We start from the raw sequence: 23859 nt of genomic DNA on the forward strand, positions 1-23859 counted from the left end.
GCGGCCAGGCTCAGAACATCGTCCGATGCCCCATGCGGGCGCAGCCAGTGCTGGGGTGCCGCGACCAGCCGGACGCATATTCCTGGTTGGGTGCGGATCCTCTGACGTGGCGGTCGGGATCAAGCCGTGAGGCCGGCTGACGTAGTGACATCGCGGCCGCGGTTTCGTTCCTGGGGCGCAGCGGTGGCGGCAGTTACCGACTTGCCGAGTCTTTAGCCGTGAGCACGGCGGCAGTGTCGGTGATCGTCTGTTCGGTGGGGCGAGGCTGCCAGCCAAGCTGCGTACGTGCCTTGCTGTTATCGACGAGCCTCTTGCGGCCGAGCTGGGGGCGGACCATCGCCAGCTGCGGGTTCCGCCGAGCGAGCAGCTTGACGATGATGTCGGGCATGGTGCGCGTGGGCACCTTGGCGGCTTCGTCCGGGAGCTTGTCGCGCAGGATGCGGGCGATGTCCCGGTACCACAGGAAGCTGCCCGAAGCGAGGAAACGCTGGCCTGCGGCGGCTGGATTCGTCATGGCGAGAATGTGCAGTTCGGCGACGTCACGGACGTCGACGACATTCCATCCGATGTTCGGAACGGCGGGGATTTCCCGGGCGAGCAGGCGGCGGATCACGTCGGTCGTTCCTGCCCCGTTCCGCGCGCCCAGCGGGGGGCCTTGCATGAACGTCGGCAGGACGGCGGACAGTTCGAGCCCAGTCGCGGTAGCAAGTTCCCATGCGTCGCGCTCAGCGAGGATCTTGGAGTCCGGGTACGCGTGAGCTGGGGTGCCGGACGGCTCGGCGTATGTCGTTTCGGTCGCGGGCGTGCCCGAGTCACCCGCACCGGCCGTGATGCCGGAAGACGTGAGCACGGCACGCTTCACCCCGGCGCGTGCGGCGGCACCCAGGACGCGACGGGTGCCCTCGCGGGCCGTCGTGATGAGATCTACGCCCGGGTCGAAGGGCATCGGCGACGCGGTGTGAATCACGTAATGGGCGCCCTCGAAGGCCCCGTCCCAGCCCTCGTCGCTGAGGAGATCAGCGACAGCGAACTCGATGGTCCCGGCCGCTTCCGCGCCCGCGCGCTCGCCGACGGCGGCACGTACCTGCTCCGCCTTGCCGAGGCTGCGCACGGTGGTACGCACCCGGTAGCCGCGCTGGAGCAGGCCCGCGATCACCCAGCCTGCCAGGTAGCCCGTTCCGCCGGTAACGAGCACCGTCTCATCTTCGTGACCGTGCGCCATTCGATCCTCCATAATCATTGAGTTTCTCATTGATGTTACGAGCGTAACATGGCCCCATGACCACTGCCCGTGACGTGACGACGCCGACGACCCGCCGTGAGGACGTCGAGCGGAAATCCGAGATCGTTCGTGTTCTCGTGGAGGTGGGGAGCTCCGCGAACGCAGTCGTAGCCCGGGTGCTCGGCGAGTACGGAGTGCCGGCTTCCGTCGCCAGCACGCTGTGGGCGCTTGCGCCGGGAACTGAGCCGCCGACGATGCGGGACATCGCGGCCCGCCTCCGCTGCGATCCCTCGACGGTCAGTCTCGCTGCCGACAAACTCCAGAGAGCGGGACTCGTTGCCCGCCAACCGCACCCCGTCGACGGCCGCAAGCGAAACCTGGCTCTGACGGAACGCGGGCACGAACTATGGGAGGTGCTCAGAACGCGGCTTCACGCCTCCGGCCTCTTCACTGGTCTCGACGCGGAGGAACAGCACACCCTGCTCGCGCTGCTGACGAAAATGCAGCGGCCGCGCTGAGTGCCGTCCCAAGGGCGCTTGCCGATGCGCGAGATGATCTTGAGGTGAGCGCTGTGGTGACGGCTGCGGAGCCGGGGTGCATTCTCGGGCCGAGTAACCGGCAGCTCCGCGAGCCGGCCTATGGGGCGCAGGCACTCATTGATCAGGAATGGCAGCATCGAGGGCTGCAAGAGGTCCCACACTGTCCGTGAGTACCAGCGTCTCCACCTCCCCGCAGTCAGCAAAAAATACAGCCTCACCGCCTGAACCGGCCGTCACTTCAAAGGATCCGCACCCTTCCTGGTTCGCAACTGAGGGCCGCTCGGCGAGTGGTCAGCACCTCCGAGTCACCCACGGCGTGTTCGCGCTCGCCGGACTGCCTGTCACCAACCTCCGCGGTCAGAACAGCTAGGGCACCCGGCGCAGATCGCGGATCGCGGGCACGCAGAGCAGCGTCGTGGCGACGGTGACCGCCACCGCGCTCCCGGCCAGCAGGACGTGCGAGGCGCCGAAGGCCGCCGCGGCCGGGCCGGCCAGCGCCTGGCCGACCGGGACCATGGCCACCGAGCCGGCCACCTCGTAGGCGTGGATCCGGTTGAGGATGTCGCCCGGCACCTGCGTCTGCACCGAGGTCGCCCAGTTCACGCCCCAGTACGCCGAGCCGACGCCGGCGACGAAGACGCAGCCGCAGACCGCCGGGACCGGCAGCGCGAGGCCCACCGACAGCGGCATCAGACAGGTGGCGAAGACCGCGAACGACCCCGCGCGCAGCGGCCGCCGCGCCCGCAGCCGCATCGCGAGCAGCGCCCCGGCCGCGGTGCCGCCGCCCAGCGCCGAGTTGACCAGGCCGTACGCGCCCGCGCCGTGCGCCGGGATCAACTGCCCCGCGGCCAGCGGCGTGAACGGCCCGACCATGCAGACCATGTACACCATCCACACCACGATCACCGACCACATCCAGGTGCGGGCCCTGAACTCCCGCCACCCCTCGGCCAGATCGGTGCGGAAGGTGCTCACCGCGCGCGACACCCGCGGCGGCAGCGGCGCGAGCCGCAGCAGCACCAGGCAGGCCGCGCTGGTGGCGTAGGTGGAGGCGTGCACCACGAACACCGCGCCGGGCGAGGTCAGTCCGATCAGCACACCGGCGAACGCCGGTCCCAGCAGGCCCGCGGTGGACTCCGCGGTGCGCGTCACCGCGTTGGCGCCCTGCACGTCCGCCGCCACCCGCGGCACCGTGCTGGCCACGCCCGGCTGGAACATCGCCGCCGCCGTGCCGTTGACCACCGCGATCACCGCGACCTCCCACAGCCGCACCCGGTGGGTCAGGAAGAGGTACGCGGCCAGCGACTGCGAGCACACCCGCACCAGGTCCGCGCCGATCATCATCGCCCGCGCGTTGAACCGGTCGGCGAACACCCCGCCGAAGACCACCAGGCCCGCGAAGCACGCCGTGGAGGCCGCCATCACCAGACCGATGTCGCCGGCCGAGTAGCCGTACGACAACAGGCCGGCCGACAGCGCCACCGGCAGCATGGTGTCGCCGAGCATCGCCACCGAGCGGGCGGTGAAGTAGAGCCGGAAGTTCGCCGACCACAGCCGCCCGGGGTCGGGGAGCCCGCCGTTCCGCGCGGCGGTCGCGGCGCCGAGCGGCCGGGCGGACCTCGGCGGGCGGGCGGCGTCCGGCCGGGCGGCGCCGGGCTGTCGGCCTGCGGCGCCACGGGACGGGGAAGAACTCACCGCGCCACTATGGACCGGGCCGCCGCACCGCGTCCATACAGTTGTTGATCAGCGCGTTTCCCGTACCCGGTACAGCCGCAGCGAGCGTCCGGGGACGCTCAGCCGCGCCCCGCCCGGCACCTCGGGAACCCGTGCCGCGTCCGCCTCCGCCGGCTCCCCGTCGGCCGGTCCCAGCCACGCCTGCTCCCGCGCGGTGTCCAGCAGCAGCGCGTAGCCCGCCGCCCACGGCGCGCCCGGCAGCACGAAGGACACCGGCCGGTGCCCGCCGTGCGCGAGCAGCAGGAAGCTGTCGTCGACCACCCGGCCGCCGCGCGCGTCGCGCTGCGGTATGTCGCGCCCGGACAGGAACATCCCCAACGTCGAGGACTGCGCGAACCAGTCGCCCTCCGTCATCTCCCGCCCGTCCGGCCGGAACCACGCCACGTCGCGCAGCCCCTCCGGCGCCAGCGCGAGACCGGAGAAGAAGCCGCCGCGGCGCAGCACCGGGTGCGCGCGGCGCAACGCGATCAGCCGCGCCGCCAGGTCCCGCAGCGACCGCCAGCCGGGGTCCTCCAGCAGCGACCAGTCCACCCAGCTCGTCGCGTTGTCCTGGCAGTACGCGTTGTTGTTGCCGCCCTGGGTGCGGCCCAGCTCGTCGCCCGCGACCAGCATCGGCACACCGGTGGACAGCAGCAGCGTGCCCAGCAGGTTGCGCAACTGCCGGCGGCGCAGCGCCGCCACCGCCGGGTCGTCGGTCTCACCCTCCGCGCCGCAGTTCCACGACCGGTTGTCGTCCGAGCCGTCCCGGCCGTCCTCGCCGTTGGCCGCGTTGTGCTTGTGGTTGTACGACACCAGGTCGCGCAGCGTGAAGCCGTCGTGCGCGGTCACGTAGTTGACCGAGGCGTACGGCCGCCGGCCGCCCCAGTCGTAGAGGTCGCTGGAGCCCGACAGCCGGTAGCCGAGGTCGCGCACGTCCCCGGTGGCGCCGCGCCAGAAGTCCCGCACGGTGTCGCGGAAACGGTCGTTCCACTCCGTCCACAGCGGCGGGAACGCGCCCACCTGGTAGCCGCCGGCGCCCACGTCCCACGGCTCGGCGATCAGCTTGACCCGGCGCAGCACCGGGTCCTGCGCGATCACCGCGAGAAACGGGGAGAGCATGTCCACGTCGTGCATCGCCCGGGCCAGCGCCGCCGCGAGGTCGAAGCGGAAGCCGTCCACGCCCATCTCGGTGACCCAGTAGCGCAGCGAGTCGGTGATCAGCCGCAGCACCTGCGGCTGCACCACGGCGAGTGTGTTGCCGCAGCCGGTGTAGTCGGTGTAGCCGCGCGGGTCGGCGCCGAGCCGGTAGTAGCCGCGGTTGTCGATGCCGCGCAGCGACAGCGTCGGGCCGCCCTGGCCGCCCTCGGCGGTGTGGTTGTAGACCACGTCGAGGATCACCTCGATGCCGGCGGCGTGCAGCGCCCGCACCATCCGCTTGAACTCGCCGACCTGCTGCCCGCCCGAGCCGCTCGCGCTGTAGCCGGCGTGCGGGGCGAAGTAGCCGATCGAGTTGTAGCCCCAGTAGTTGCGCAGACCCCGGCGCTCCAGGTGCTCCTCGTGCGCGAACTGGTGCACCGGCAGCAGTTCCACCGCCGTCACCCCGAGCGAGGTCAGGTGCGCGATCGCCGCCGGGTGCGCCAGGCCCGCGTAGGTGCCGCGCAGCTTTGGCGGTACCTCCGGGTGGCGGCGGGTGAAGCCGCGCACGTGCAGCTCGTAGATCACCGAGTCCGACCAGGGCGTCTTCGGCCTGCGGTCGTCCTGCCAGTCGTCGTCATCGTCGACCACCACGCCCTTGGGGACGAAGGGCGCGGAGTCCCGGTCGTCCCGCACGGTGTCCGCGACGTGCCGCTCCGGCCAGTCCCGCACATGGCCGTACGTCTCGGGCGCGAGCACGAACTCGCCGTCCACCGCCCGCGCGTAGGGGTCGAGCAGCAGCTTCGCGGGGTTCCAGCGGGCGCCGGTCCACGGGTCCCACCGGCCGCCGACCCGGTAGCCGTAGCGCTGTCCCGGCCCGATCCCGGGCAGGAAGCCGTGCCACACCTCGTGCGTCAGCTCCGTCAGCGGCACCCGCGTCTGCGTGCCGTCGGCGTCGAACAGGCACAGCTCGACGGACTCCGCGCCGCCCGCCCACAGCGCGAAGTTGGTGCCGGTGCGGCCGTCCGGGCCGGTGCGGAAGCGCGCGCCGAGCGGCTGCGGGCCGCCGGGCCACAGCGGGGGCGCGGCGCGCCCGGCGGCGGGCGCCTCGGCGCGCGCCGGGCGCGGCACCCTGGGCGGCGTGGTCCGCGGGGCGTGCGGGGGCTCCGCGTCCGCCCGGTCGGCAGCGCCGAACTCGCGTGTCTCCGACACGTGTCGCCTCCCGGCGGCTCCGAGGCGCGCGGGTGCGCGGCCCGGCGTCCCCGCCCGGCCCGCGGCCGCGGCCTCCCTCGATGTCCCTGCCCCCTTCCTTCCCTTTCAGGGGCCGGGTGTCACCCGGCGTACGCCTGCGCGTTTCCCCGCCCCCGCCGTGTCGTTGACCAGGCGTGAGGACCGCCCCCGCCCGTGCCCGTGCCACCGCCCGTACCCGTGCCGCCGCCCCCGCCGCCCCTCGCGTCGCCCCCGCCGCGCCGGCGCGTTCCGCCGCGCGTGCGGCGCTCGCCGTGCTCGCCGCCCTCGCGGCGCTGCTCGCCGGCGGCTGCGGCGCCGCGCCCTCCGGCGACCACAAGGACCCGCGGCGCGCGTCCGCCGCGCCCAGCGCCTCGCCGCGCACCACCTTCGTCGGCGTCTTCAGCCCCGAGGACGGCTCCACCGTCGGCAGCGGCCTCATCGTCTCGCTGCGCTTCAGCCGGCCGATCACCGACCGGGCCGCCGTCGAGCACGCCGTCACCGTCACCTCCCGGCCGGCCCGCCGGGTCGTCGGCCACTGGTTCGGCGCCCGCCGGCTGGACCTGCGCCCGGCCGACTTCTGGCCGGCCGGCGCGCGGGTCACGCTCACCCTGCGCCTGGCCGGGGTGCGCGGCGCGCCCGGCGTCTACGGCAGGCAGGACAAGTCCGTGCACTTCACCGTGGCGCGCGACCAGCGCAGCACCGTGGACGTCCGCACCCACACCATGACCGTGGTCCGCGACGGCGTCCTGCTGCGCTCCCTCCCGATCACCGCGGGCAGCCCCGAGCACACCACGTACAACGGGATCATGGTGATCACCGAGAAGTACCGCACGACCCGGATGAACGGCAGCACGGTCGGCTTCGGCGGCGAGTACGACATCCCCGACGTGCCGCACGCGATGCGGCTGACCGCCTCCGGGACCTTCGTGCACGGCAACTACTGGTCGCCGCCGGGCGTCTTCGGCGCGGCCGACGTCAGCCACGGCTGCGTGGGGCTGCCGGACGTGCGCGGCGCGGGCGACCCGGACACCCCGGCCGCCTGGTTCTACGACCACTCGCTGATCGGCGACCCGGTGCGGGTGCTCGGTTCGGACGACGCCGTGGTCGCCCCCGACAACGGCCTGGGCGGCTGGAACCTGGACTGGCCGCAGTGGACGGCCGGCTCCGCGCTGGGCTGACCCGGCCGCCTCGCGACCGCCCGGCCCTCCCGTCCCCCGGCTACGCCGCGGGGGGCCGCCGGGGCCACCGTCCGGCGGGTTCTGGGACGGAACGGTGACAATTCCGTGAACCGGGCTCTCAGATTCTTGTGGTTTTCTTTGCCGAGCAGGGGGCCTGGGGGTTGTCCGGTGTGTTGTCGGGTGTGTCGCGCTAGGGGAGTCGAGAGTTGAAGCCGATAGGTGTGGGGTCGGGCGTGCGCAGGAGCGTCGTGGCGCTCGCGCTCGGTGGAGTGATGATGCTGGCCGCGGCCTGCGGGCCGGGCGGCGACGACGCGGGCGGGTCGGGCGACTCCACGTCCGGCGGCTCGGCCGCCACCACCTCGCCCGCGGTCTCCACCGCCGTGGTCGACATCGCCCCCAAGGACGGCGCGACCGACGTCGCCACCACCGGTGAGCTGAAGGTCTCCGCGTCCGGGGGCAAGCTCACCTCCGTGGTGGTCAAGGACGACAAGGGCCGGCCCGTCGACGGCGCCATATCCGCCGACGGCCTGGGCTGGACGCCCAGCGGCCACCTGGACACCTCCACGCAGTACACCGTCGACGCGGTCGCCAAGGACGGCAGCGGGCGCGAGTCCGACAAGCACGCCACCTTCACCACCGTGGTCCCCAAGGACACCTTCGTCGGGTTCTTCACCCCCGAGGACGGCTCCACCGTCGGCGTCGGCATGGAGGTCTACCTCCACTTCAACCGCGCGATCACCAACAAGGCCGCGGTCGAGAAGGGCGTGACCGTCACCGCCTCGCCGGCCGTCGACGTCGCCGCGAAGTGGAACGGCAGCCAGGACCTCTACATCCGCCCGGCCGACTACTGGGCGGCCGGCACCGAGGTGACGCTGAACCTGAACCTCAACGGCGTCGAGGGCGCCCCCGGCGTCTACGGCAAGCAGCACAAGTCCGTGCACTTCACCGTCGGCCGCCGCCAGGTGAGCATCGTGGACGCCGCCCAGCACACCATGACCGTGTACCGGAGCAACAAGGTGGTCAAGACCATCCCGATCTCCTCGGGCGCGCCGGACCACACCACGTACAACGGCAAGATGGTGATCTCCGAGAAGTACCTCAAGACCCGGATGAACGGCGACACCGTCGGCTTCGGCGGCGAGTACGACATCCCGGACGTGCCGCACGCGATGCGGCTGACCAACTCGGGCACCTTCATCCACGGCAACTACTGGGCCGCGCCCTCGGTCTTCGGCAACAGCAACACCAGCCACGGCTGCGTCGGCCTGCGCGACGTGCGCGGCGCGGGCGACCCGGACACCCCGGCCGCCTGGTTCTACACCCACTCGCTGATCGGCGACGTGGTCCAGGTGGTCAACTCCAAGGACAAGACGGTCCAGTGGTACAACGGCCTGAACGGCTGGAACCTCTCCTGGAGCGAATGGAAGTCCTGATGACCGTCACCCTGGACGTCGAAGCCGGCGTCGGCACCCTGCGGCTGGACCGGCCGCCGATGAACGCGCTCGACGCCGCCACGCAGGACCGGCTGCGCACGCTGGCCGAGGAGGCGGGCCGGCGGCCGGACGTGCGGGCCGTGGTGGTCTGGGGCGGCGAGAAGGTCTTCGCGGCCGGCGCGGACATCAAGGAGATGCAGGGCATGTCCTACCAGGACATGGTCGACCGGGCCCGCGACCTCCAGGACGCGTTCACGGCGGTGGCCCGCATCCCCAAGCCGGTGGTGGCCGCGGTCACCGGGTACGCGCTGGGCGGCGGCTGCGAGCTGGCGCTGTGCGCGGACTTCAGGATCGCCGCCGAGAACGCCAAGCTGGGGCAGCCGGAGATCCTGCTCGGGCTGATCCCCGGCGCCGGCGGCACCCAGCGGCTGGCCCGGCTGATCGGCCCGTCCCGGGCCAAGGACCTGATCTTCACCGGCCGCACGGTGGACGCGGCCGAGGCGCTCGGCCTCGGTCTGGTCGACCGGGTGGCGCCCGCGGACGAGGTGTACGTCCAGGCGCGCGCCTGGGCCGAGCGGCTGGCCCGCGGGCCCGCGTACGCGCTGCGCGCCGCGAAGGAAGCGGTCGACGCGGGCCTGGACACCGACCTGGACACCGGGCTGACCATCGAACGCACGCTGTTCGCCGGGCTGTTCGCCACCGAGGACCGCGAGACGGGCATGCGCAGCTTCGTCGAGAAGGGCCCGGGCAAGGCCGTCTTCGGCTGATCCCGGCCGGGGACCCGTGCGGACGGCGCAGGCGCCTTCGTCCGGCGGTCGTCAGCGGTCGTCGGCGCGCGTCGGCGGCCGTACAGGCCCCGCCGCGAGCGCCGGCGCGTTCGGACGCGCCCCCGGGCGGCCGCGCAGTCCGCCCCGGACGGGGGTGGACGGCAGGCCAATTCCGGCGGTTGTCCGGCGGAACCCGCGCTTTACGGCCATCATGAAAAGCATGGCGGGTCTGAGCGGGTCGGAGCAGCCGCAGCGGGGACGTGCCGCGGCGGTCGCCGCGCCCCTCCCGCCCGGCGCCGGTGACAGCGCGCTGGAACTGCTGGGCGATCCCTCGGACGGCGAGGTGACCCTGACCTCGCGGCCGGAGTCGGCCGCCACCGCCCGCCGGCTGGCGCTGTCGGTGCTCCGCCGCTCGGGTCTGGGCGGGTACGCCGACGTCGTCGAGCTGCTGGTCTCCGAACTGGTCGGCAACGCGGTACGGCACACCGGCGCCCGCACCTTCGGCCTGCGGGTGGTGCCGCGGCGCGGCTGGGTCAGGGTCGAGGTGCGCGACCCGTCGCGCGCGCTGCCCTGCCTGCTGCCGGTCCGCCCCACGGACGTCAGCGGGCGCGGCCTGTTCCTGGTGGACCACCTGTCCGACCGCTGGGGCGTGGACCTGCTGCCGCGCGGCAAGACCACCTGGTTCGAGCTCCGCGTCACCGAACGCCTGCCGTAGCCGCGCGCCCTGGCGCCCAAGAACAAGAACCTGGGCGCACAAGAAGAGGCCCTCCGCCGTCGGGGGGGGGTGACGGCGAGGAGGGCCTCTTCGAAACCGCCGCGAAGCAGGGGGGTGTGGTCCGCGGCGCCTGTGGAACGGCCGAGCCCGGGTCTGGTGGCCGTTGCCAACGACTGTCGCACGACAAGCGGGCCGCGGGCAAATTCCAGTAGTTGGGCGTTTCTCCGCAAAACGGTCATCTCGCGGACGAATATGAGGGTGACATAGGCCACGTGCCTTCTAAACAATGGCTAAATGCTCTCATGACCTTTTCATATAGCGCACGGAGACTACACCGGGAGACTACGCGGACACCGGACGGCCCTGGCGTGCTGGACTCTGGGCACAACGCACCGCACTTCACCGAAGGACCGTGATCCCATGACGAAGGCTGTCGTCCTGACCGAGTTCGGCGACCCCGGCGTACTGCACACCGCGGAGGTCCCGCTGCCGGACCCGGGCCCCGGCCAGGTCCGCGTCGCGGTGCGCGCCGCCGGCGTCAACGCCCTCGACGCCAAGATCAGGTCGGGTGCGATGCGACAGGTCTTCCCCGTCACCTTCCCGCACGTCCCCGGCCTGGAGGCGGCCGGCGTCGTCGAGGCCCTCGGCGAAGGCGTCGAGGGCCTCGACGTCGGCGAGGAGGTCTTCGGCTGGACCGTCACCGGCAGCTACGCCGAGCAGGCCATCGCCGACGCCGCCCGGCTGACGATCAAGCCCGACACGGTCGACTGGCAGCAGGCCGTGGCCCTCCCGGTCGCCGCCGAGACCGCCTACCGCGCGTTCGACCTGCTCGGCGTGCGCCCCGGCGAGACGCTGCTGGTGCACGCCGCGGCCGGCGCGGTCGGCGGCATCGCGGTGCAGATCGCGGTGGCCCGCGGGCTCACCGTGATCGGCACCGCGAGCCCGGCCAACCACGACTATCTGCGCTCGCTCGGCGCGGTCCCGGTCGCGTACGGCGAGGGCCTGGCCGACCGGGTGCGGGCGGTCGCCCCCGGCGGCGTCGACGCCGCGCTGGACGGCGCGGGCCGCGGCGGCTCGGTCGCCGCGTCGGTCGAGCTGACCGGTGGCGCCGAGCGTGTCGTCGCCATCACCGATCCGGCCGGCGCCGCCGAGCACGGTGTGCGCTACACCTCCGACACCGACGGCCGGGGCGGCGAGGCCGCGATCGAGGAGGCGCTCGCGCTGATCGCCGCCGGCAAGCTCGCCCCGCGCGTCCACGCCGCCTACCCGCTCGCCGACGCGGCGCAGGCGCACCGCGTCAGCGAGTCGGGCCACGTCACCGGCAAGCTGGTCCTGACCGTGGCGTGACGCCGCGGGTCACGGCTTGAGCCGCACCACCTGCGGGTCGTGGTCGCTGGTCTGGTTCGCGAACTCGGCGTTGATGTGGACCACGTCGTAGTCCGCCTTCTTCGCCAGGCCCGGGCTGACCAGGATGTGGTCGAGGACCTGCGAGTTGCCCTCGTACACGTAGGAGTAGCGCTCCCTGGCCGGGAGGGTGTTCACCAGATCGGTGAGCACCCTGCCGTCCTCGGTCAGGCTGAGCACCGCGGGCGAGAACTGGTAGTCGTTCAGGTCGCCCAGGACCACCACGTCCGCCTTCGGGTCCGCCTGCTCCAGTTGCGCCACGAAGTCGTGCTCGATCACCGCCTGCCGCACCCGCTGCACCTCGGAGCTGCGCACCGGCGGCTGGAAGCGGCTGTCGATGCCCTGGTCGCCGCCCTTGGAGTCGAAGTGGTTCGCGATCACGAACAGCTTCTTGCCGCGGAAGGTGAACTGCCCGGCCAGCGGCTTGCGGCTGTCGTTCCACGCGGCGTCGGCCGGCGCGATGCGGCCGGGGGAGGCGGTCAGCGCGGTGGCCGCGCCGGTTCCGGTGACGCCCACGGCGGTGGTCGAGTCGCCGCCGGGGATGTCGGTGAAGCCCACCCGGGCCGGGTTGAACAGGAACACCGAGCGGATGTTGCCGCCCGGCTGGCCGCCGTCCTTGTCGTTGACCGGGTCGATCTCGCGCCACTGGTAGCGCGGGCCGCCGGCCGCGGCGATCGCGTCGGTCAGCTTGGTGAGCGTCCGGTCCGCGGCCACCGTGCCGTCGTCGGTCGCGCCGCTGTTGTCCTGGATCTCCTCCAGCGCCACGATGTCGGGCGAGCGCAGGTCGGTGACCAGGCCCTGGGCCAGCGCGTCGAACTTCGACTGCGGGTTGGACGGCGCCAGGTTCTCCACGTTGTACGTGGCCACCGCCGCCTGGTCGGACTTCGCCTTCGCGGTCACCTCGGGCTTGATGCCGCCGCTCACGACGGTGCCGAGGGCGCGCGCCTGGAGTGCGTACGTGCCGGCGAACTGGTTGTAGTCCAGCGGCCCGGTGGCGCCGTCCTTCAGCGTGTCGCCGACGTTCGCGGTCGGGAACGCCGAGGTCGCCGTCGGGATCAGCGACTGCACCATCAGGCGGCCGGAGTTGGGCTGGTCGTAGCCGGTGTAGAGGGTGCCGCCGCGCTTGGTCGGGTTCTGGTCCGGCTTCACGGTGACCCACAGCTCGGAGTACGGGTCGGTGGCGCCGACCACCCGGCTGGTGCCGATCCGGACGTTCATGCCCTCCAGCGAGGCGTACAGGTCCAGCGCGTACTGGTCCGGCCGCAGCGGGACGTTCTCGATGCTGCCGCCGCCGGCGCTGGGCACGAACGCGTCCGGCACGCTGCGGGAGTCCAGCACCACCGGGGCCGGCAGCGGGTTGCCGCTGGAGACCACGGTGACCTTCGGCTTGGTCAGCTCGGTGACCGCCTGGCCGCCGGCGCTCGCGCCGCCCGGGTAGTAGTCGGAGACGGTGGCGTCCACCGACACCGCGTCGCCGACCGCGACCGTCGGGCTCGCGGAGGTGAAGACGAACACGCCCTCGCTGGTCCGGGGGTTGGCGTCCGGGTGGGTGTCCTGGAACCAGAAGCCCTTGGAGGAGCCGTAGTCGCGCACGCCGGTCACCACGCCGGTGACGCCGGCGACCGCCTTGCCCTCCAGCGGCGAGACGCGGGTGTCGCCCTGGATGTCGTGGATCGCCGCGGTGACCGGCGGCGGGGAGGTGGGCGGCGTGGTGCCGCCGGTCCCGCCGGTGTCGCCGCCCGTGCCGCCCCCGGTCGCGCCGCCGGTCGTGCCGCCGGCGCCGGCCGCGTTCTGCGGGCTGGGCGCTCCGGCGGTGAAGTCCGCGGCGTTGTCGTCGGTGTCGGCGAGCGAGGAACCGCGGGCCACCGACTGGGTGTTGCTCGCGCCCGCGGCGGCGCCCGAGCCCTCGTGCACCACCGCGGTGCCGTAGCCGACCAGGTCCTTCACCCGCGGGTCCGCGGCGCAGTCCGCGGCCGTCACGCAGGTCAGCGGGTCGGCGCCGGAGACCAGCGCGACGGTGCCGCTGGTGCCGGACATCGCGATCGCGCCGGTGGCGTCGGGCGTCGGCAGCGGCGTGCTGCCGCCGGTGCCCGCCGCCTCGCCGACCAGGTAGCGGCCGTGGCCGGCCAGCGCGCCGGCCAGCGCGGTGACCTGCCACTTGGACGAGGCGGTCGGGGCGCCCGACAGGTACTGCACGCTGTAGCCGCCGAGGTCCAGCGGCGCGGCGCCGGCGTTCGCCAGCTCCACGAAGTCGTTGGTGTACGTGGCGCCGGAGTTGCCGCCGCCTCCGTACACCTCGGCGATCAGGCCGTCGGCGGACGGCGCGGCGAAGGCGGAGTGGACGGTGAGTCCGGCCAGGACGACGGCGCCGGCTATGCCGATCGGCAGGATGCGCCTGCGGAGCAGGGAGCCCGCGGGGCCCGCCGCGGCTGCGGCCTGGGGTCTCGCGGGGCGGGGCGGCGTGGCCTCGGAGGGGTGCGACACCGGAGCGGTTCTCCTTCGTGCGGAGCAAGAGGACATGACGGCGCGTCGGCTCCCGCGGCGTGCGGGCTCCGTTGCGCGACCGGCCTCAAGATACGCGCGTAGATCGGGGCGCAGAAGGAGTTCTCAGGTTAAATCCGGGTGTGCGGTCGGATACGCCGCACATGTGCCGAGATGCGCGCCCGGGCGTGCGCGCCGGCGCGGCCCGGACCGGCGGGCTCGGTCGGGGAACGCGAGTCGGCGCGGGCCGTGCGCGCCGGCCCGGATCAGGCGGGGAGGGCGGCGGCGTCCGCGGCGTTGCCCCGGATGCCGGTGACGATCATCGCGACGCCGCGCGCGTAGTAGGCGTCCCCGCTCGCGCACTCGGTCAGCGCGAACGCCGAGGCGACCAGGTGCGGGTAGCGCGCCGGGTCCAGTGCGAGCAGCGCGGCCCGCTTGGCGCGCAGCAGCGCCTCGTGCGCGTCGGGGTCCGGGCCGTTGACCCGGCCGGGCTCGGTGACCACCAGGCTGACCAGCGAGCTGAGGATCTGGCACGCCGTCTCGGCGGCCTGCTGCACCGGCATCCCGCCGTCCGCCAGCAGCGCCAGGGTCCGCTCGGTCAGCATCCGGCCCGACTCGCACAGGAACATCCGGGTGAACAGCAGCGGCGAGAGGTTGGGGTGCGGGCGGACCGCCGCGAGGATCGCGTCGAGCAGCGCGTGCAGCTCCTCGTGCCAGGGGCGCCGCGGGTCGTGCGGGACCGCGGCGACGTCGTCCAGCAGCCGCTCGGCGATCGCGTCGAGCAGGCCCTCCTTGTCGGCGAAGTGCCGGTAGAGCGCCATCGGCGTCACGTCGTGCGACTGCGCGACGCGGCGGATGGTGACCGCGTCCAGCCCCTCCTCGTCCGCCACCGCCGTGGCCGTGGCGACCAGCTCGTCCCGGTTCAGGCGCCTCTGCGCGGCCATGGGTCCCGCCCTCCTCGGTTGCCGGTGTGTGGACAGCGTACACAAACGGCGGCTGCGTACGAGATATGTGTACGCCGTACACTCGCGGGGTGTAGGGTGACGCCGTACGCGTCTGATGTAAGCATACGTCGTATACGTCGACGTCCTGTCCGGCGCGTCACGGCTTTTCCGCTTCCCGCCCTGCCCGAACCCGTTCCTGGGGGACCCGACATGCGACGCAGTCCCTGGGCCACGCTCACCGTGCTGGCCCTCGCCCAGTTCATCGTGGTGCTCGACGTCACGATCGTGAACGTGGCGCTGCCCGACATCCAACGCGACCTCGGCTTCACCACCGACGGCCTGCAATGGGTGATCAGCGCCTACACCCTGCTTTTCGGCGGCTTCCTGCTGCTCGGCGGGCGGGCCTCCGACCTCTTCGGCTCCCGCCGGGTCTTCGTCACCGGCCTGGTGCTGTTCGGCGCGACCTCGCTGGCCGGCGGCCTCGCGCCCTCGCCCGGCTGGCTGATCGCCGCACGCGCGGTGCAGGGCCTCGGCGGCGCGCTGCTGTCGCCCGCGGCGCTGTCCATCCTCACCGTCACCTTCGAGCACGGCCGCAGGCGCACCATCGCCATGGGCGTGTGGGGCGGCCTGGCCGGCCTCGGCGGTACCCTCGGCGTGGTCGCCGGCGGAGTCCTGGTCGACTCCGCGAGCTGGCGGTGGGTGTTCATCGTCAACGTGCCCATCGTCGTCGCGCTCGTCGCGGTCACCCCGCTGTTCGTCCGGCCGTTCACCCCGCACGCCGACCAGCGCGGCTTCGACCTGCTGGGCGCGGTGCTCGGCACCGGCGGCCTGCTCGCCGTCGTCTACGGCGTGGTGCGCGCCGAACCCGTCGGCTGGTCCTCGGCCGAGGTGATCGGCTGCCTGGCGGCCGGGGCGGTCCTGCTGGCCGCGTTCGTCGCGGTCGAGGCGCGCGCCGCGGCGCCGCTCGTCCCGCTGGGCCTGCTGCGCTCGCGTGCGCTCAGCACGGCGGGGGGCGCGCTGGCGCTCAACGGCGCGGCGTTCCTGTCGATGTTCTTCCTCACCGCGATCTTCCTGCAGCAGGTGCGGGGCGGCTCCGCGCTGCGGGCCGGCGTGGAGTTCCTGCCGATGGGCGGCGCGGCGATCGCGGCGGCCGTCGCCACGACGCCGCTGGTGTCGCGGTTCGGCACCCGGTCGATCCAGGTGGTCGGGGCGGTGCTCAACGTCGTGGCGCTGCTGCTGCTCGCGCGGGCCGGGGCGCACGGGTCGTACGTGACCGGGATGATGCCGGGGCTGATGCTGTTCGGGGTCGGGATCATCGTGGTGAGCGTGCCGGCGCAGATCGCGGCGGTGGCGGAGGTGAAGCCGCGGGAGGCCGGGGCGGCGTCGGGGGTGGTCAGCGCGTTCTACCAGGTCGGCGGTGCGTTGGGGCTGGCGGTGGTGACGACGCTGTCGACGTCGCGGACGAACGCGGTGGCGGGGGGCGGGGGGTCGCCGGTGGACGCGCTGGTGGCGGGATACCACCGGGGGCTGATCGTCGCGGCGGTGTTCGCGGCGGCGACGACGGTGGTGACGGCGCTGGCGCCCAGGGTCGCGCCGACCCCCGAGCAGATCGCCTCCGGCGCGGTCCCCGCCTGACGCCGGACGCTGTCCCTGGCCGGGCGCGCTGCGTCGCGGCGTGGCTCGGGTGATCCCGGTCGCCTGTGCGCTGGGCGTCGAGCCATCAGGGGCGCGGCGACCTGCGCGCCGCCAACGCGCTGAGCGTTCACCCCAGGGGCGCGGGGAACTGCGCGACAAGCCACAGCGGACCCGCGGCCGGGCTCGGCGGATACGGGGCAGACGCGTGGCCGGTCTTTGAGGGGCGCGGGGAACTGCGCGACAAGCCACAGCGGACCCGCGGCCGGGCACGGCGGATACGGGGCAGACGCGTAGCCGGTCTTTGAGGGGCGCGGGGAACTGCGCGACAAGCCACAGCGGACCCGCGGCCGGGCACGGCGAATACGGGGCAGACGGGTGGCCGGCTCTAAAGTGAAGCCGAGCACTGATCAGCCGCCGCGGATCGGCAACCCGGCGGGGGAGGACGCCGCGGCCTCGCGGTCGAGGCGGGACTGAAGCGTGGTCAGCGTGGCCGACGAGATCGCGTGAGCGTCATAGAGGCGGCGCAGCTCCGCGCGCTGCGCCGCGATGACGTGGAGGCGCAGCTCGCGGGCCGCCGCCTCGTCGGGCGCGGCCAGCGCCGCGCGCTGATGGGCGACCACGGCCGGCGGAAACCCCCCACCCGCCGCGGCGAGTTCGTCGAGCCGCGCGTGCGCCGCACGGGCCAGCGCCGCCCGCGCCTCGTCCTCCTCGCGGGCCACCCGGTGCGGCGCGACCGCGAGCCCCGACCGCGCGACCAGCGGCGCCAGCGTGAACCCCTGCACGACCAGCGTGACCACCACCACCGCCGTGGTCAGCACCAGGACCAGCGGACGCCCCGGCAACGGCCCCCCGCCGTCGGCGACCAGAGGCACCGACAGCGCCGCGGCCAGCGGCATCACCCCGCGGGTACCGGCCCAGGACGCCACCGCCGCGTCCGGCCACGACGGCCGCAGCCGCGCCGGCCCCGCGACCGCGGTCAGGACCACCATCCAGACCAGGCGCAGCACGACCAGCACCCCGGCCAGCGCGAGCGCCTGGAGGGGCCACCGGCCCGACCCGGGCGGCAGATCGCCGACCAGCTCCGGCAGCGTCAGCCCGATCACCCCGAACACGACGCTCTCCAGCACGAACACCACCACCCCGTACACCGCCTCCCGGTGGAGGCGCACGCGCGCGTCGCCGAGCCGGTGCCCGGAGCGGCCGAGCAGCACCCCCGCGACGACCACCGCGGTGACGCCCGACGCGTGCGCGGACTCCGCGAGCACGTACGCCGCGTACGGCGTCACCAGCGCGATCACCGTGTCCAGCACGGGGTCCGCGGTACGCCGGCGCAGCAGCGCCACCACCCCCGCGACCACCGCGCCGACCACGCTGCCGCCCCCGGCCAGCACCGCGAACCGGCCGATCGCCGACCCCGCGTGCACCGGCCCGGCCGCGACCGCCACACCGATCGCCACCTTGAAGAGCACCAGCGACGTCGCGTCGTTGAACAGGCTCTCCGCCTGCACCAGCACCTGGGTGCGGCCGGGCAGCGGGAGCCGGCGGCCGAGCGCGGTCACCGCCACCGGATCGGTGCTCGACAGGATCGCGCCCAGCACGAAGGCCGTCGCCGGCGAGAGCCCGGTCAGCGCGCTCGCCGTGAACGCCACCGCCGCCGCCGAGGCCAGCACCAGGCCGAACGCCAGCACCGTCACCGGACGCCAGACGGTCCGCAGATCGCGTAGGGGCAGCTCCTCGGCCGAGGCGTACAGCAGCGGCGGCAGCACGACCAGCGCGATCGCCTCCGGCGGCACGTGCAGCTCGGGCGTCCCGGGCACCAGCGCCACGCCGAGTCCGGCCAGCACGAGGAGGGACGGCGCGGGGATGTCGCGCAGCCGGGCGAAGGTGGCCACGGCGGTGGCCAGGATCACGAGGAGCAGAACGGTCGCCACGGTGTGCACGTACGGGGTCTCCTGACCGCGTTACGGGGCCCCGCCGCGCCTCCCGCGGCAGTCCGTCCCCGTGCCGACCAGGCTTCCCGGCACACCGCGTCGATCCTAACCCGGACCCGTGCGCCCGTCGGGTCCGTCCCGCCCCCGCTCAGGGCACCAGCACCAGGCGGTCCCCGCCGGCGTCCGCGGTCCACGCCGTCTCGACCTGCGCGAGCGGCACCGCCCGCGCCCGCACGTCGAAGGCGCCCTCCGCCACCGCCGTCGCCAGCTCGGGGAGTTCGGCGACGATGTCGCGGCCCGGCACCGACCCGATGCCGCTGCCGACGATCTGCAGCCGCGCCGAGCGCAGCGCCGCGGACGGGATCGGCGCCTCCAGGCCGCCCACCGAGCCGATCTGCACCCAGGTCAGCTGCGCCGCGCGGTCCGCGCGGGCGGTGAGCACGTCGACCATGGCCCGCGCGGTCGGCGCCCCCCAGACGTAGTCGAGCACCACGTCGACATCGGCCGCGCCGGTCAGGTCGTCGAGGGTGCACACGGCGTCCGCGCCGAGCGCCCGCAGCGGGGCGAGCCGCCGCGGGTCGCGCCCCGCGGCGATCACCTGGGACGCGCCGAACCGCTTGGCGACCTGGACCGCCATCCGGCCCGCGCTGCCGGTCGCGCCCAGGACCAGCACCCGCCCGCCCGCGGTGAAGCCGATCCGCCGGCGCAGCGCGATCCAGGAGGACATCGCCGGGTTCATCGCCGCGGCCAGCAGCACCGGGTCGGCGTCCGGGGGCAGCAGGACGCTGCGGCCGGTCTCGATCACCGTCCGCTCGGCCATCGTGCCGAGCGCGGTGTCGTGCGCGACGGCGTAGCGCAGCCGGCCCTCGCCGTCGCGTACGACCGCGTCCACGCCCGGGACCAGCGGGAGTTCGCCGGTGCTGGTGTAGTGCGAGCCGTTCGCCTGCGAGCGCACGCGGGGGTGCAGCGCGGCGGCGAGGACCTCGACCACCGCCTCGCCCCGGCCGCCCGCGACCGGCTCGGGGTGCTCGGTGTAGCGCGGCGGCGAGCCGAACGACGTGACGACGGCGGCGTGCATGGCGACTCCAGGGAGGGATCGGCGAAAATGGTTGGCGTTACGAACCATTGCATTATTGGTTGGCATTACGAACCATGTCAAGTAGAGTCCTGGGTCATGAGCGGCGAGACGGTCGAGGCGGCGCGGGACGCGGTGGGCCACCGGGGGGTGCGCACCGGCGCGGACGGCGTCCCGGCCGCCGACGCCGTCCCCGCCGCCCCCGGAGTCGACGGCGTCGACGGCGTCGACGGCGCGGACGAGGAGCGGTTCGTGGACGCACTCGCGACCAGCGCGTTCGTCGTGATGGGCACGCTGACCCGGATCGGCGCCGAGCACGACCTCTCGCTGACCCAGATGCGCGTCCTCGGCATCCTGCGCGACCGCCGGCCGCGGATGGCCGAACTGGCCGACCACCTCGGGCTGGAGAAGTCGACCATGTCCGGCCTGGTCGCCCGCGCCGAGCGGCGCGGACTGCTCGCCCGCGCCAAGAGCCCCTCCGACGGCCGCGCCATCGACGTCTTCCTCACCGACGCCGGCCTCGACCTCGCCACCCGCGTGCACGACGAGGTGCGCCGGGCCCTCACCCCGCTGACCGGCGCCCTCGACGCGCGCGACGCGCGTACGGTCACCCGCCTGCTGGAGCGGATGCTCGGCGACCCCTTCTGACCCCGAACCGCGCCGCGCCCGCAGCCGCGTCATCCGCGGACGCGGACCTCTCCCCCGCGGGACCTCCCGGGCCGCCGGGGCCGCCGGACGCCGCGCCCCGCAGCGGCACCTCCCTGACGCACAGCGCGAGCACGAACGCGACCGCGCACACCCCCGCCGCCAGCAGGAAGATGTGCCGGGTCCCGGTGGCCACGCCGTGCGCGTACGCCGCGGTGTGCGGGCCGCCGGCCGGTCCGTGGCCGGTGGCCGCTGTCAGCAGCGAGCCGAAGGCCGCCACCCCCAGCGAGCCGCCGAGGGTGCGGAACAGAGCGGTGGTCCCGGAGGCCGCGCCGATGTCGCGCATCGCCACGCTGTTTTGCGCGATCGTGCCGGACATCTGCATGGTCAGGCCGAGCCCGGCACCCGCGATCATCAGATACGCGCTGGTCAGCCAGAATGACGTGCCCGCGCCCATCGACGCGAGCAGCAGCATCCCCGCGGTCAGCAGCGCCGTGCCCGCGACCGGGAACACCTTGTAGCGCCCGGTGCGCGACATCGCCTTGCCCGCGAACGTTGACACCACCGCCACTGGCGCCATCAGCGGGAGCAGCAGCAGCCCGGAGTCGGAGACCGAGGCGTGCTGCACTGTCTGCTGGTATAGCGGCACGTACAGCGAGCAGCCGAACATCACCACGCCGACCGCGGCGAGCATCCCCACTGACAAAGGGAAGTTGCGGTGCCCGGTGAACATCCGCAGCGGCAGGACGGGTTCAACCGCGCGCCGTTCGCGGGCGAGGAAGCCGGCGCCGGCGGCGAGCGCGACGCCCGCGGCGGTCAGCACCTGCCAGGACCCCCATGCGTAGGTGCTGCCGGCCCACGTCGTGCCGAGCACGGTAGCCGAGATCGCCGCGGTCATCAGCGCGATGCCGGACCAGTCGACGCGCGCGGCCCCCCGGGCGGCCGGCAGGCGCAGCATCACCGCGACCCAGACCAGCGCGACGACGCCGATCGGCAGGTTGAGGTAGAAGGCCCAGCGCCAGCCGAGGTGCCCGGTGATCTGGCCGCCGAGCAGCGGGCCGCCGACCGTGCCGACAGCCATCACCGACGCGGTCATGCCCTGGTACCTGCCACGTTCGCGCGGCGGCACGAGCGAGGCGACGAGCGCCAGCGCCCCCGCGCCCAGCCCGCCGGCGCCGAGGCCTTGGAGCGCGCGGAAGCCGATGAGCTGGGTCATCGATCGGGACGCGCCGCTCAGGCACGAGCCGAGGAGGAACACCGCGATCGAGATCAGGAACAGCCGCTTGCGGCCGTAGAGGTCGCCGAGCTTTCCCCATACCGGGGTGGAGACGGCGGTGGTCAGGGCGTAGGCGGTGACGACCCAGGAGATGTGGTCCAGGCCGCCGAGGTCGCGGACGATCGTCGGCATCGCGGTGCCGACGACGTTGGTGTCGAGCATCGCCAGCAGCATGGCGAGCATCACGCCGAGCAGGACCAGGCGGGTGCGGCGAGGCGTCTCGGCCGGGGGCGGGGACATGGCGGATCACTCCTTGTGGAGGGGCGGGGTATCGGTGGCGCCTCCAGAAAAGCACACTCGTGCACTAAGTGCAACTGTACAACTTTTGGTAAGAGTCGCTATATGGTGCCGTGCCGGAAGTGATATCGTGGCGCCATGAGCGCCACGAGCGTGTCGGCGATCGGCCGGCGGGAGCGGAAGAAGGCGGCTACGCGGGCCGCCCTGGCCGACGCCGCCCTGCGGATGTTTCTGGAGCGCGGGTACGACAACGTCACCGTGCGGGAGATCGCCGACGCCGCGGACGTGTCCACGACGACGCTGCTCAAGCATTTCCCGAGCAAGGAGGCGCTCGTCTTCGACCGGGACACCGAACTGGAGGCGGCCCTGGTCGGCGCGGTGACCGACCGCCCGGCCGGCGTCTCGGTGCCGCGGGCACTGCGCGACTACATCGCCCGCACCCGCATCGACCTGTTCACCACCGACGAGCGCGACGAATTCCTGGATCTGGTGCGCGCCACGCCGGCGCTGAGCGAGTACTGGCACAAGATGCTGATGCGCCACCAGGACGCGCTGGCTCGCGCGATTGCCGCGGAGACCTCCGCGCCGAGCGACGACCCCCGGTGCGCGGCGCTGGCCCACTTCGCGCTGGAGGCCTCCGCGCTGGCCGGCCGGGCAGCCGACCCGCTCGCCGCTGTCTACGCGGCCTTCGACCTGCTCGAACGCGGCTGGGGCGCAGGCGCCGGGGACGGCGTGTGAGCACCGGGTTACGCCCTCCTCTCCGCCCGGCCCGTGCGGCGGTCAGCGGGACCTGACCGCCCTGTAACCGCGCGCTCACGCGGCCGCAAGGGCCGGCGGCCACGGTGGGAGCCATGACCGACACCGCACCGTCCGCGTCCACCCCGGAAGCCGTATCCGCGCCCGCGTCCGCCTCGGAGCCCGGCACGTCCGCGCCCGCCACGCTGTTCGACCGGCTCGGCGGCGAGCCCGCCGTCGCGGCCGTCGTCGACCTCTTCTACGCCCGGGTGCTCGCCGACGGCGACCTCGCGCCGTACTTCGCCGGCGTGGACACCGACCGGCTGGCGCAGCACCAGCGGCGCTTCATCGGGCAGGCGCTCGGCGCCGCCCGCCCCTACTCCGGCCGCTCGATGCGCAAGGCCCACGCGCACCTGGGCATCACCCCGGCCGCCTTCGCGCGCGTGGTGGAGCACCTCGCCGCCGCGCTCGCCGAGGCGGGCGCGGACGACGCCGCGATCGCCGAAGTCGCCGCGCTGCTCGGGCCGTTGGAAGAGGAGATCGTCACCGCGTGAAGGCGCGGCGGTAGGCGGTCGGGGTGGTGTTCAGGGCGCGGCGGAAGTGCAGCCGGAGGTTGGCCGCCGTGCCGAGGCCGCAATCGTCGGCCACCCGGTCCACCGAGTGGTCGGTGGTCTCCAGCAGTTCGCGCGCCCGGCCGAGCCGGGCGGTGACCAGCCACTGCAGCGGTGTGGTGCCGGCCTCCTCGGCGAACCGGCGCATGAAACTGCGCTCCGACATGCCCGCGTGGCGCGCCAACTCCCGTACGGTCAGCGGTTCTCCGAGGCGCTCCAGGGCCCAGGCGCGAGTGCCGGCCAGCGAGGTGTCGCCGGCCTGCGGCACCGGCGCGGGCACGAACTGCGCCTGGCCGCCGTCGCGGTGCGGCGCCGCGACGATGCTGCGGGCCAGCCGGTTGGCGGCGACCGCGCCCACGTCGCGCCGCACGATGTGCAGGCACAGGTCGATGCCGCAGCACACGCCGGCCGAGGTCAGCACATCGCCCTCGTCGACGTAGAGCACGTCCCGTTCGGTCCGCACCCGCGGGAACTCCCGCTCCAGATCGGCGATGTACTGCCAGTGCGTGGTGGCCCGCAGGCCGTCCAGGACGCCCGCGGCGGCCAGCGTGAACGCGCCGGTGCAGATGGACACCACCCGCCGGCCGCGGTCGCGCGCCTCGGCGAGCAGCTCCAGCACGGCGTCCGGCGCCCGCCGCAGATGCGCCTCCGCGCCGGGCACGACCACGGTGTCCGCCGCGCGCGCCTCGTCCAGGCCGCCGTCGACCAGCAGCGCGAAGCCCGCGGCGCCCGCCACCCGGTCGGCCGGGCCGCACAGCGAGACGCGGTACGGGGTCTCCGGGCGCGGACTGAAGATCTGCAGCGGGATCGCGACATCGAGCGGCGTGACACCGTCGAGGGCGAGGACGGCCACGCGGTGGACGGCGGCGGTGGTGGCACGGGTGGCACGGGTGGCGGTCGCGGCGGTCATGACGTGATCCTCATGGCAGGATTCTAACGTAAGCAGGCAATTCC

The 23859-nt window shown here is 73.8% G+C and carries 19 protein-coding genes; 10 read left to right on the top strand and 9 right to left on the bottom strand.

The annotated features are described in order from the left end of the window. Positions 1 to 193: 193 nt before the first annotated feature. Complete coding sequence (locus VSR01_RS28925) at positions 194 to 1240, bottom strand: NAD-dependent epimerase/dehydratase family protein (protein WP_326452011.1); 1047 nt, start codon at positions 1238 to 1240, stop codon at positions 194 to 196. 38 nt (positions 1241 to 1278) lie between these two features. On the opposite strand from VSR01_RS28925, the gene VSR01_RS28930 reads away from it, so the two are divergent. Continuing rightward, the gene (locus VSR01_RS28930) at positions 1279 to 1740 is read left to right on the top strand and encodes a MarR family winged helix-turn-helix transcriptional regulator (protein ID WP_326452012.1); all 462 of its coding nucleotides are present in this window, start codon (positions 1279 to 1281) and stop codon (positions 1738 to 1740) included. A gap of 387 nt (positions 1741 to 2127) precedes the next feature. Here the strand turns inward: VSR01_RS28930 and VSR01_RS28935 are convergent, their stop codons facing one another. Then, positions 2128 to 3456, bottom strand: coding sequence for an MFS transporter (locus VSR01_RS28935; RefSeq protein WP_442785569.1), 1329 nt, complete (start codon positions 3454 to 3456; stop codon positions 2128 to 2130). 48 nt (positions 3457 to 3504) lie between these two features. Next, on the bottom strand, positions 3505 to 5739 hold the full coding sequence (glgX, locus tag VSR01_RS28940) for a glycogen debranching protein GlgX (RefSeq protein ID WP_326453872.1): 2235 nt from the start codon (positions 5737 to 5739) through the stop codon (positions 3505 to 3507). Positions 5740 to 5993: 254 nt separating this feature from the next. Here glgX and VSR01_RS28945 point away from each other — a divergent pair, with 254 nt between their 5' ends. From VSR01_RS28945 to VSR01_RS28965, 5 genes are all read left to right on the top strand, one after another. Beyond that, on the top strand, positions 5994 to 7016 hold the full coding sequence (locus VSR01_RS28945) for a L,D-transpeptidase (protein ID WP_326452013.1): 1023 nt from the start codon (positions 5994 to 5996) through the stop codon (positions 7014 to 7016). A gap of 272 nt (positions 7017 to 7288) precedes the next feature. Then, complete coding sequence (locus tag VSR01_RS28950; protein ID WP_442785716.1) at positions 7289 to 8449, top strand: L,D-transpeptidase; 1161 nt, start codon at positions 7289 to 7291, stop codon at positions 8447 to 8449. Then, on the top strand, positions 8449 to 9216 hold the full coding sequence (locus tag VSR01_RS28955; RefSeq protein ID WP_326452015.1) for an enoyl-CoA hydratase/isomerase family protein: 768 nt from the start codon (positions 8449 to 8451) through the stop codon (positions 9214 to 9216). The genes VSR01_RS28950 and VSR01_RS28955 overlap by 1 nt, the downstream gene beginning before the upstream one ends. A 220-nt stretch (positions 9217 to 9436) precedes the next feature. After that, entirely contained in the window at positions 9437 to 9931 is a 495-nt protein-coding gene (locus VSR01_RS28960; protein WP_326452016.1) for an ATP-binding protein, read from the top strand. A gap of 420 nt (positions 9932 to 10351) precedes the next feature. Continuing rightward, entirely contained in the window at positions 10352 to 11278 is a 927-nt protein-coding gene (locus tag VSR01_RS28965) for an NADP-dependent oxidoreductase (protein WP_326452017.1), read from the top strand. Between the two features lie 9 nt (positions 11279 to 11287). Here VSR01_RS28965 and VSR01_RS28970 read toward each other — a convergent pair whose 3' ends face one another. Continuing rightward, entirely contained in the window at positions 11288 to 13741 is a 2454-nt protein-coding gene (locus VSR01_RS28970; RefSeq protein ID WP_442785717.1) for an endonuclease/exonuclease/phosphatase family protein, read from the bottom strand. 341 nt (positions 13742 to 14082) lie between these two features. Next, entirely contained in the window at positions 14083 to 14760 is a 678-nt protein-coding gene (locus tag VSR01_RS28975) for a TetR/AcrR family transcriptional regulator (RefSeq protein WP_326452018.1), read from the bottom strand. Between the two features lie 210 nt (positions 14761 to 14970). Here VSR01_RS28975 and VSR01_RS28980 point away from each other — a divergent pair, with 210 nt between their 5' ends. Continuing rightward, on the top strand, positions 14971 to 16395 hold the full coding sequence (locus VSR01_RS28980) for an MFS transporter (protein ID WP_326452019.1): 1425 nt from the start codon (positions 14971 to 14973) through the stop codon (positions 16393 to 16395). 407 nt (positions 16396 to 16802) lie between these two features. Here the strand turns inward: VSR01_RS28980 and VSR01_RS28985 are convergent, their stop codons facing one another. Both VSR01_RS28985 and VSR01_RS28990 read right to left on the bottom strand, forming a co-directional pair. Beyond that, positions 16803 to 18326, bottom strand: a complete 1524-nt coding sequence (locus VSR01_RS28985) for a Na+/H+ antiporter (protein ID WP_326452020.1) — start codon at positions 18324 to 18326, stop codon at positions 16803 to 16805. A gap of 148 nt (positions 18327 to 18474) precedes the next feature. Then, a complete protein-coding gene (locus VSR01_RS28990) occupies positions 18475 to 19404 on the bottom strand; it encodes a quinone oxidoreductase family protein (RefSeq protein ID WP_326452021.1) in 930 nt (309 codons plus the stop codon). A gap of 96 nt (positions 19405 to 19500) precedes the next feature. On the opposite strand from VSR01_RS28990, the gene VSR01_RS28995 reads away from it, so the two are divergent. Beyond that, a complete protein-coding gene (locus VSR01_RS28995) occupies positions 19501 to 20049 on the top strand; it encodes a MarR family winged helix-turn-helix transcriptional regulator (RefSeq protein WP_326452022.1) in 549 nt (182 codons plus the stop codon). Here the strand turns inward: VSR01_RS28995 and VSR01_RS29000 are convergent. Further along, positions 20009 to 21562, bottom strand: a complete 1554-nt coding sequence (locus tag VSR01_RS29000; protein WP_326452023.1) for an MDR family MFS transporter — start codon at positions 21560 to 21562, stop codon at positions 20009 to 20011. The genes VSR01_RS28995 and VSR01_RS29000 overlap by 41 nt on opposite strands. A gap of 135 nt (positions 21563 to 21697) precedes the next feature. Between VSR01_RS29000 and VSR01_RS29005 the strand changes: the two genes are divergently transcribed. After that, entirely contained in the window at positions 21698 to 22297 is a 600-nt protein-coding gene (locus VSR01_RS29005; protein WP_326452024.1) for a TetR/AcrR family transcriptional regulator, read from the top strand. Between the two features lie 113 nt (positions 22298 to 22410). Then, the gene (locus tag VSR01_RS29010; protein WP_326452025.1) at positions 22411 to 22848 is read left to right on the top strand and encodes a group I truncated hemoglobin; all 438 of its coding nucleotides are present in this window, start codon (positions 22411 to 22413) and stop codon (positions 22846 to 22848) included. Here the strand turns inward: VSR01_RS29010 and VSR01_RS29015 are convergent. Next, on the bottom strand, positions 22838 to 23815 hold the full coding sequence (locus VSR01_RS29015) for a GlxA family transcriptional regulator (protein ID WP_326452026.1): 978 nt from the start codon (positions 23813 to 23815) through the stop codon (positions 22838 to 22840). The genes VSR01_RS29010 and VSR01_RS29015 overlap by 11 nt on opposite strands. Positions 23816 to 23859: the final 44 nt, after the last annotated feature.

Origin of the sequence: Actinacidiphila sp. DG2A-62, assembly GCF_035825295.1 — a bacterium.
GTDB lineage: Bacteria > Actinomycetota > Actinomycetes > Streptomycetales > Streptomycetaceae > Actinacidiphila.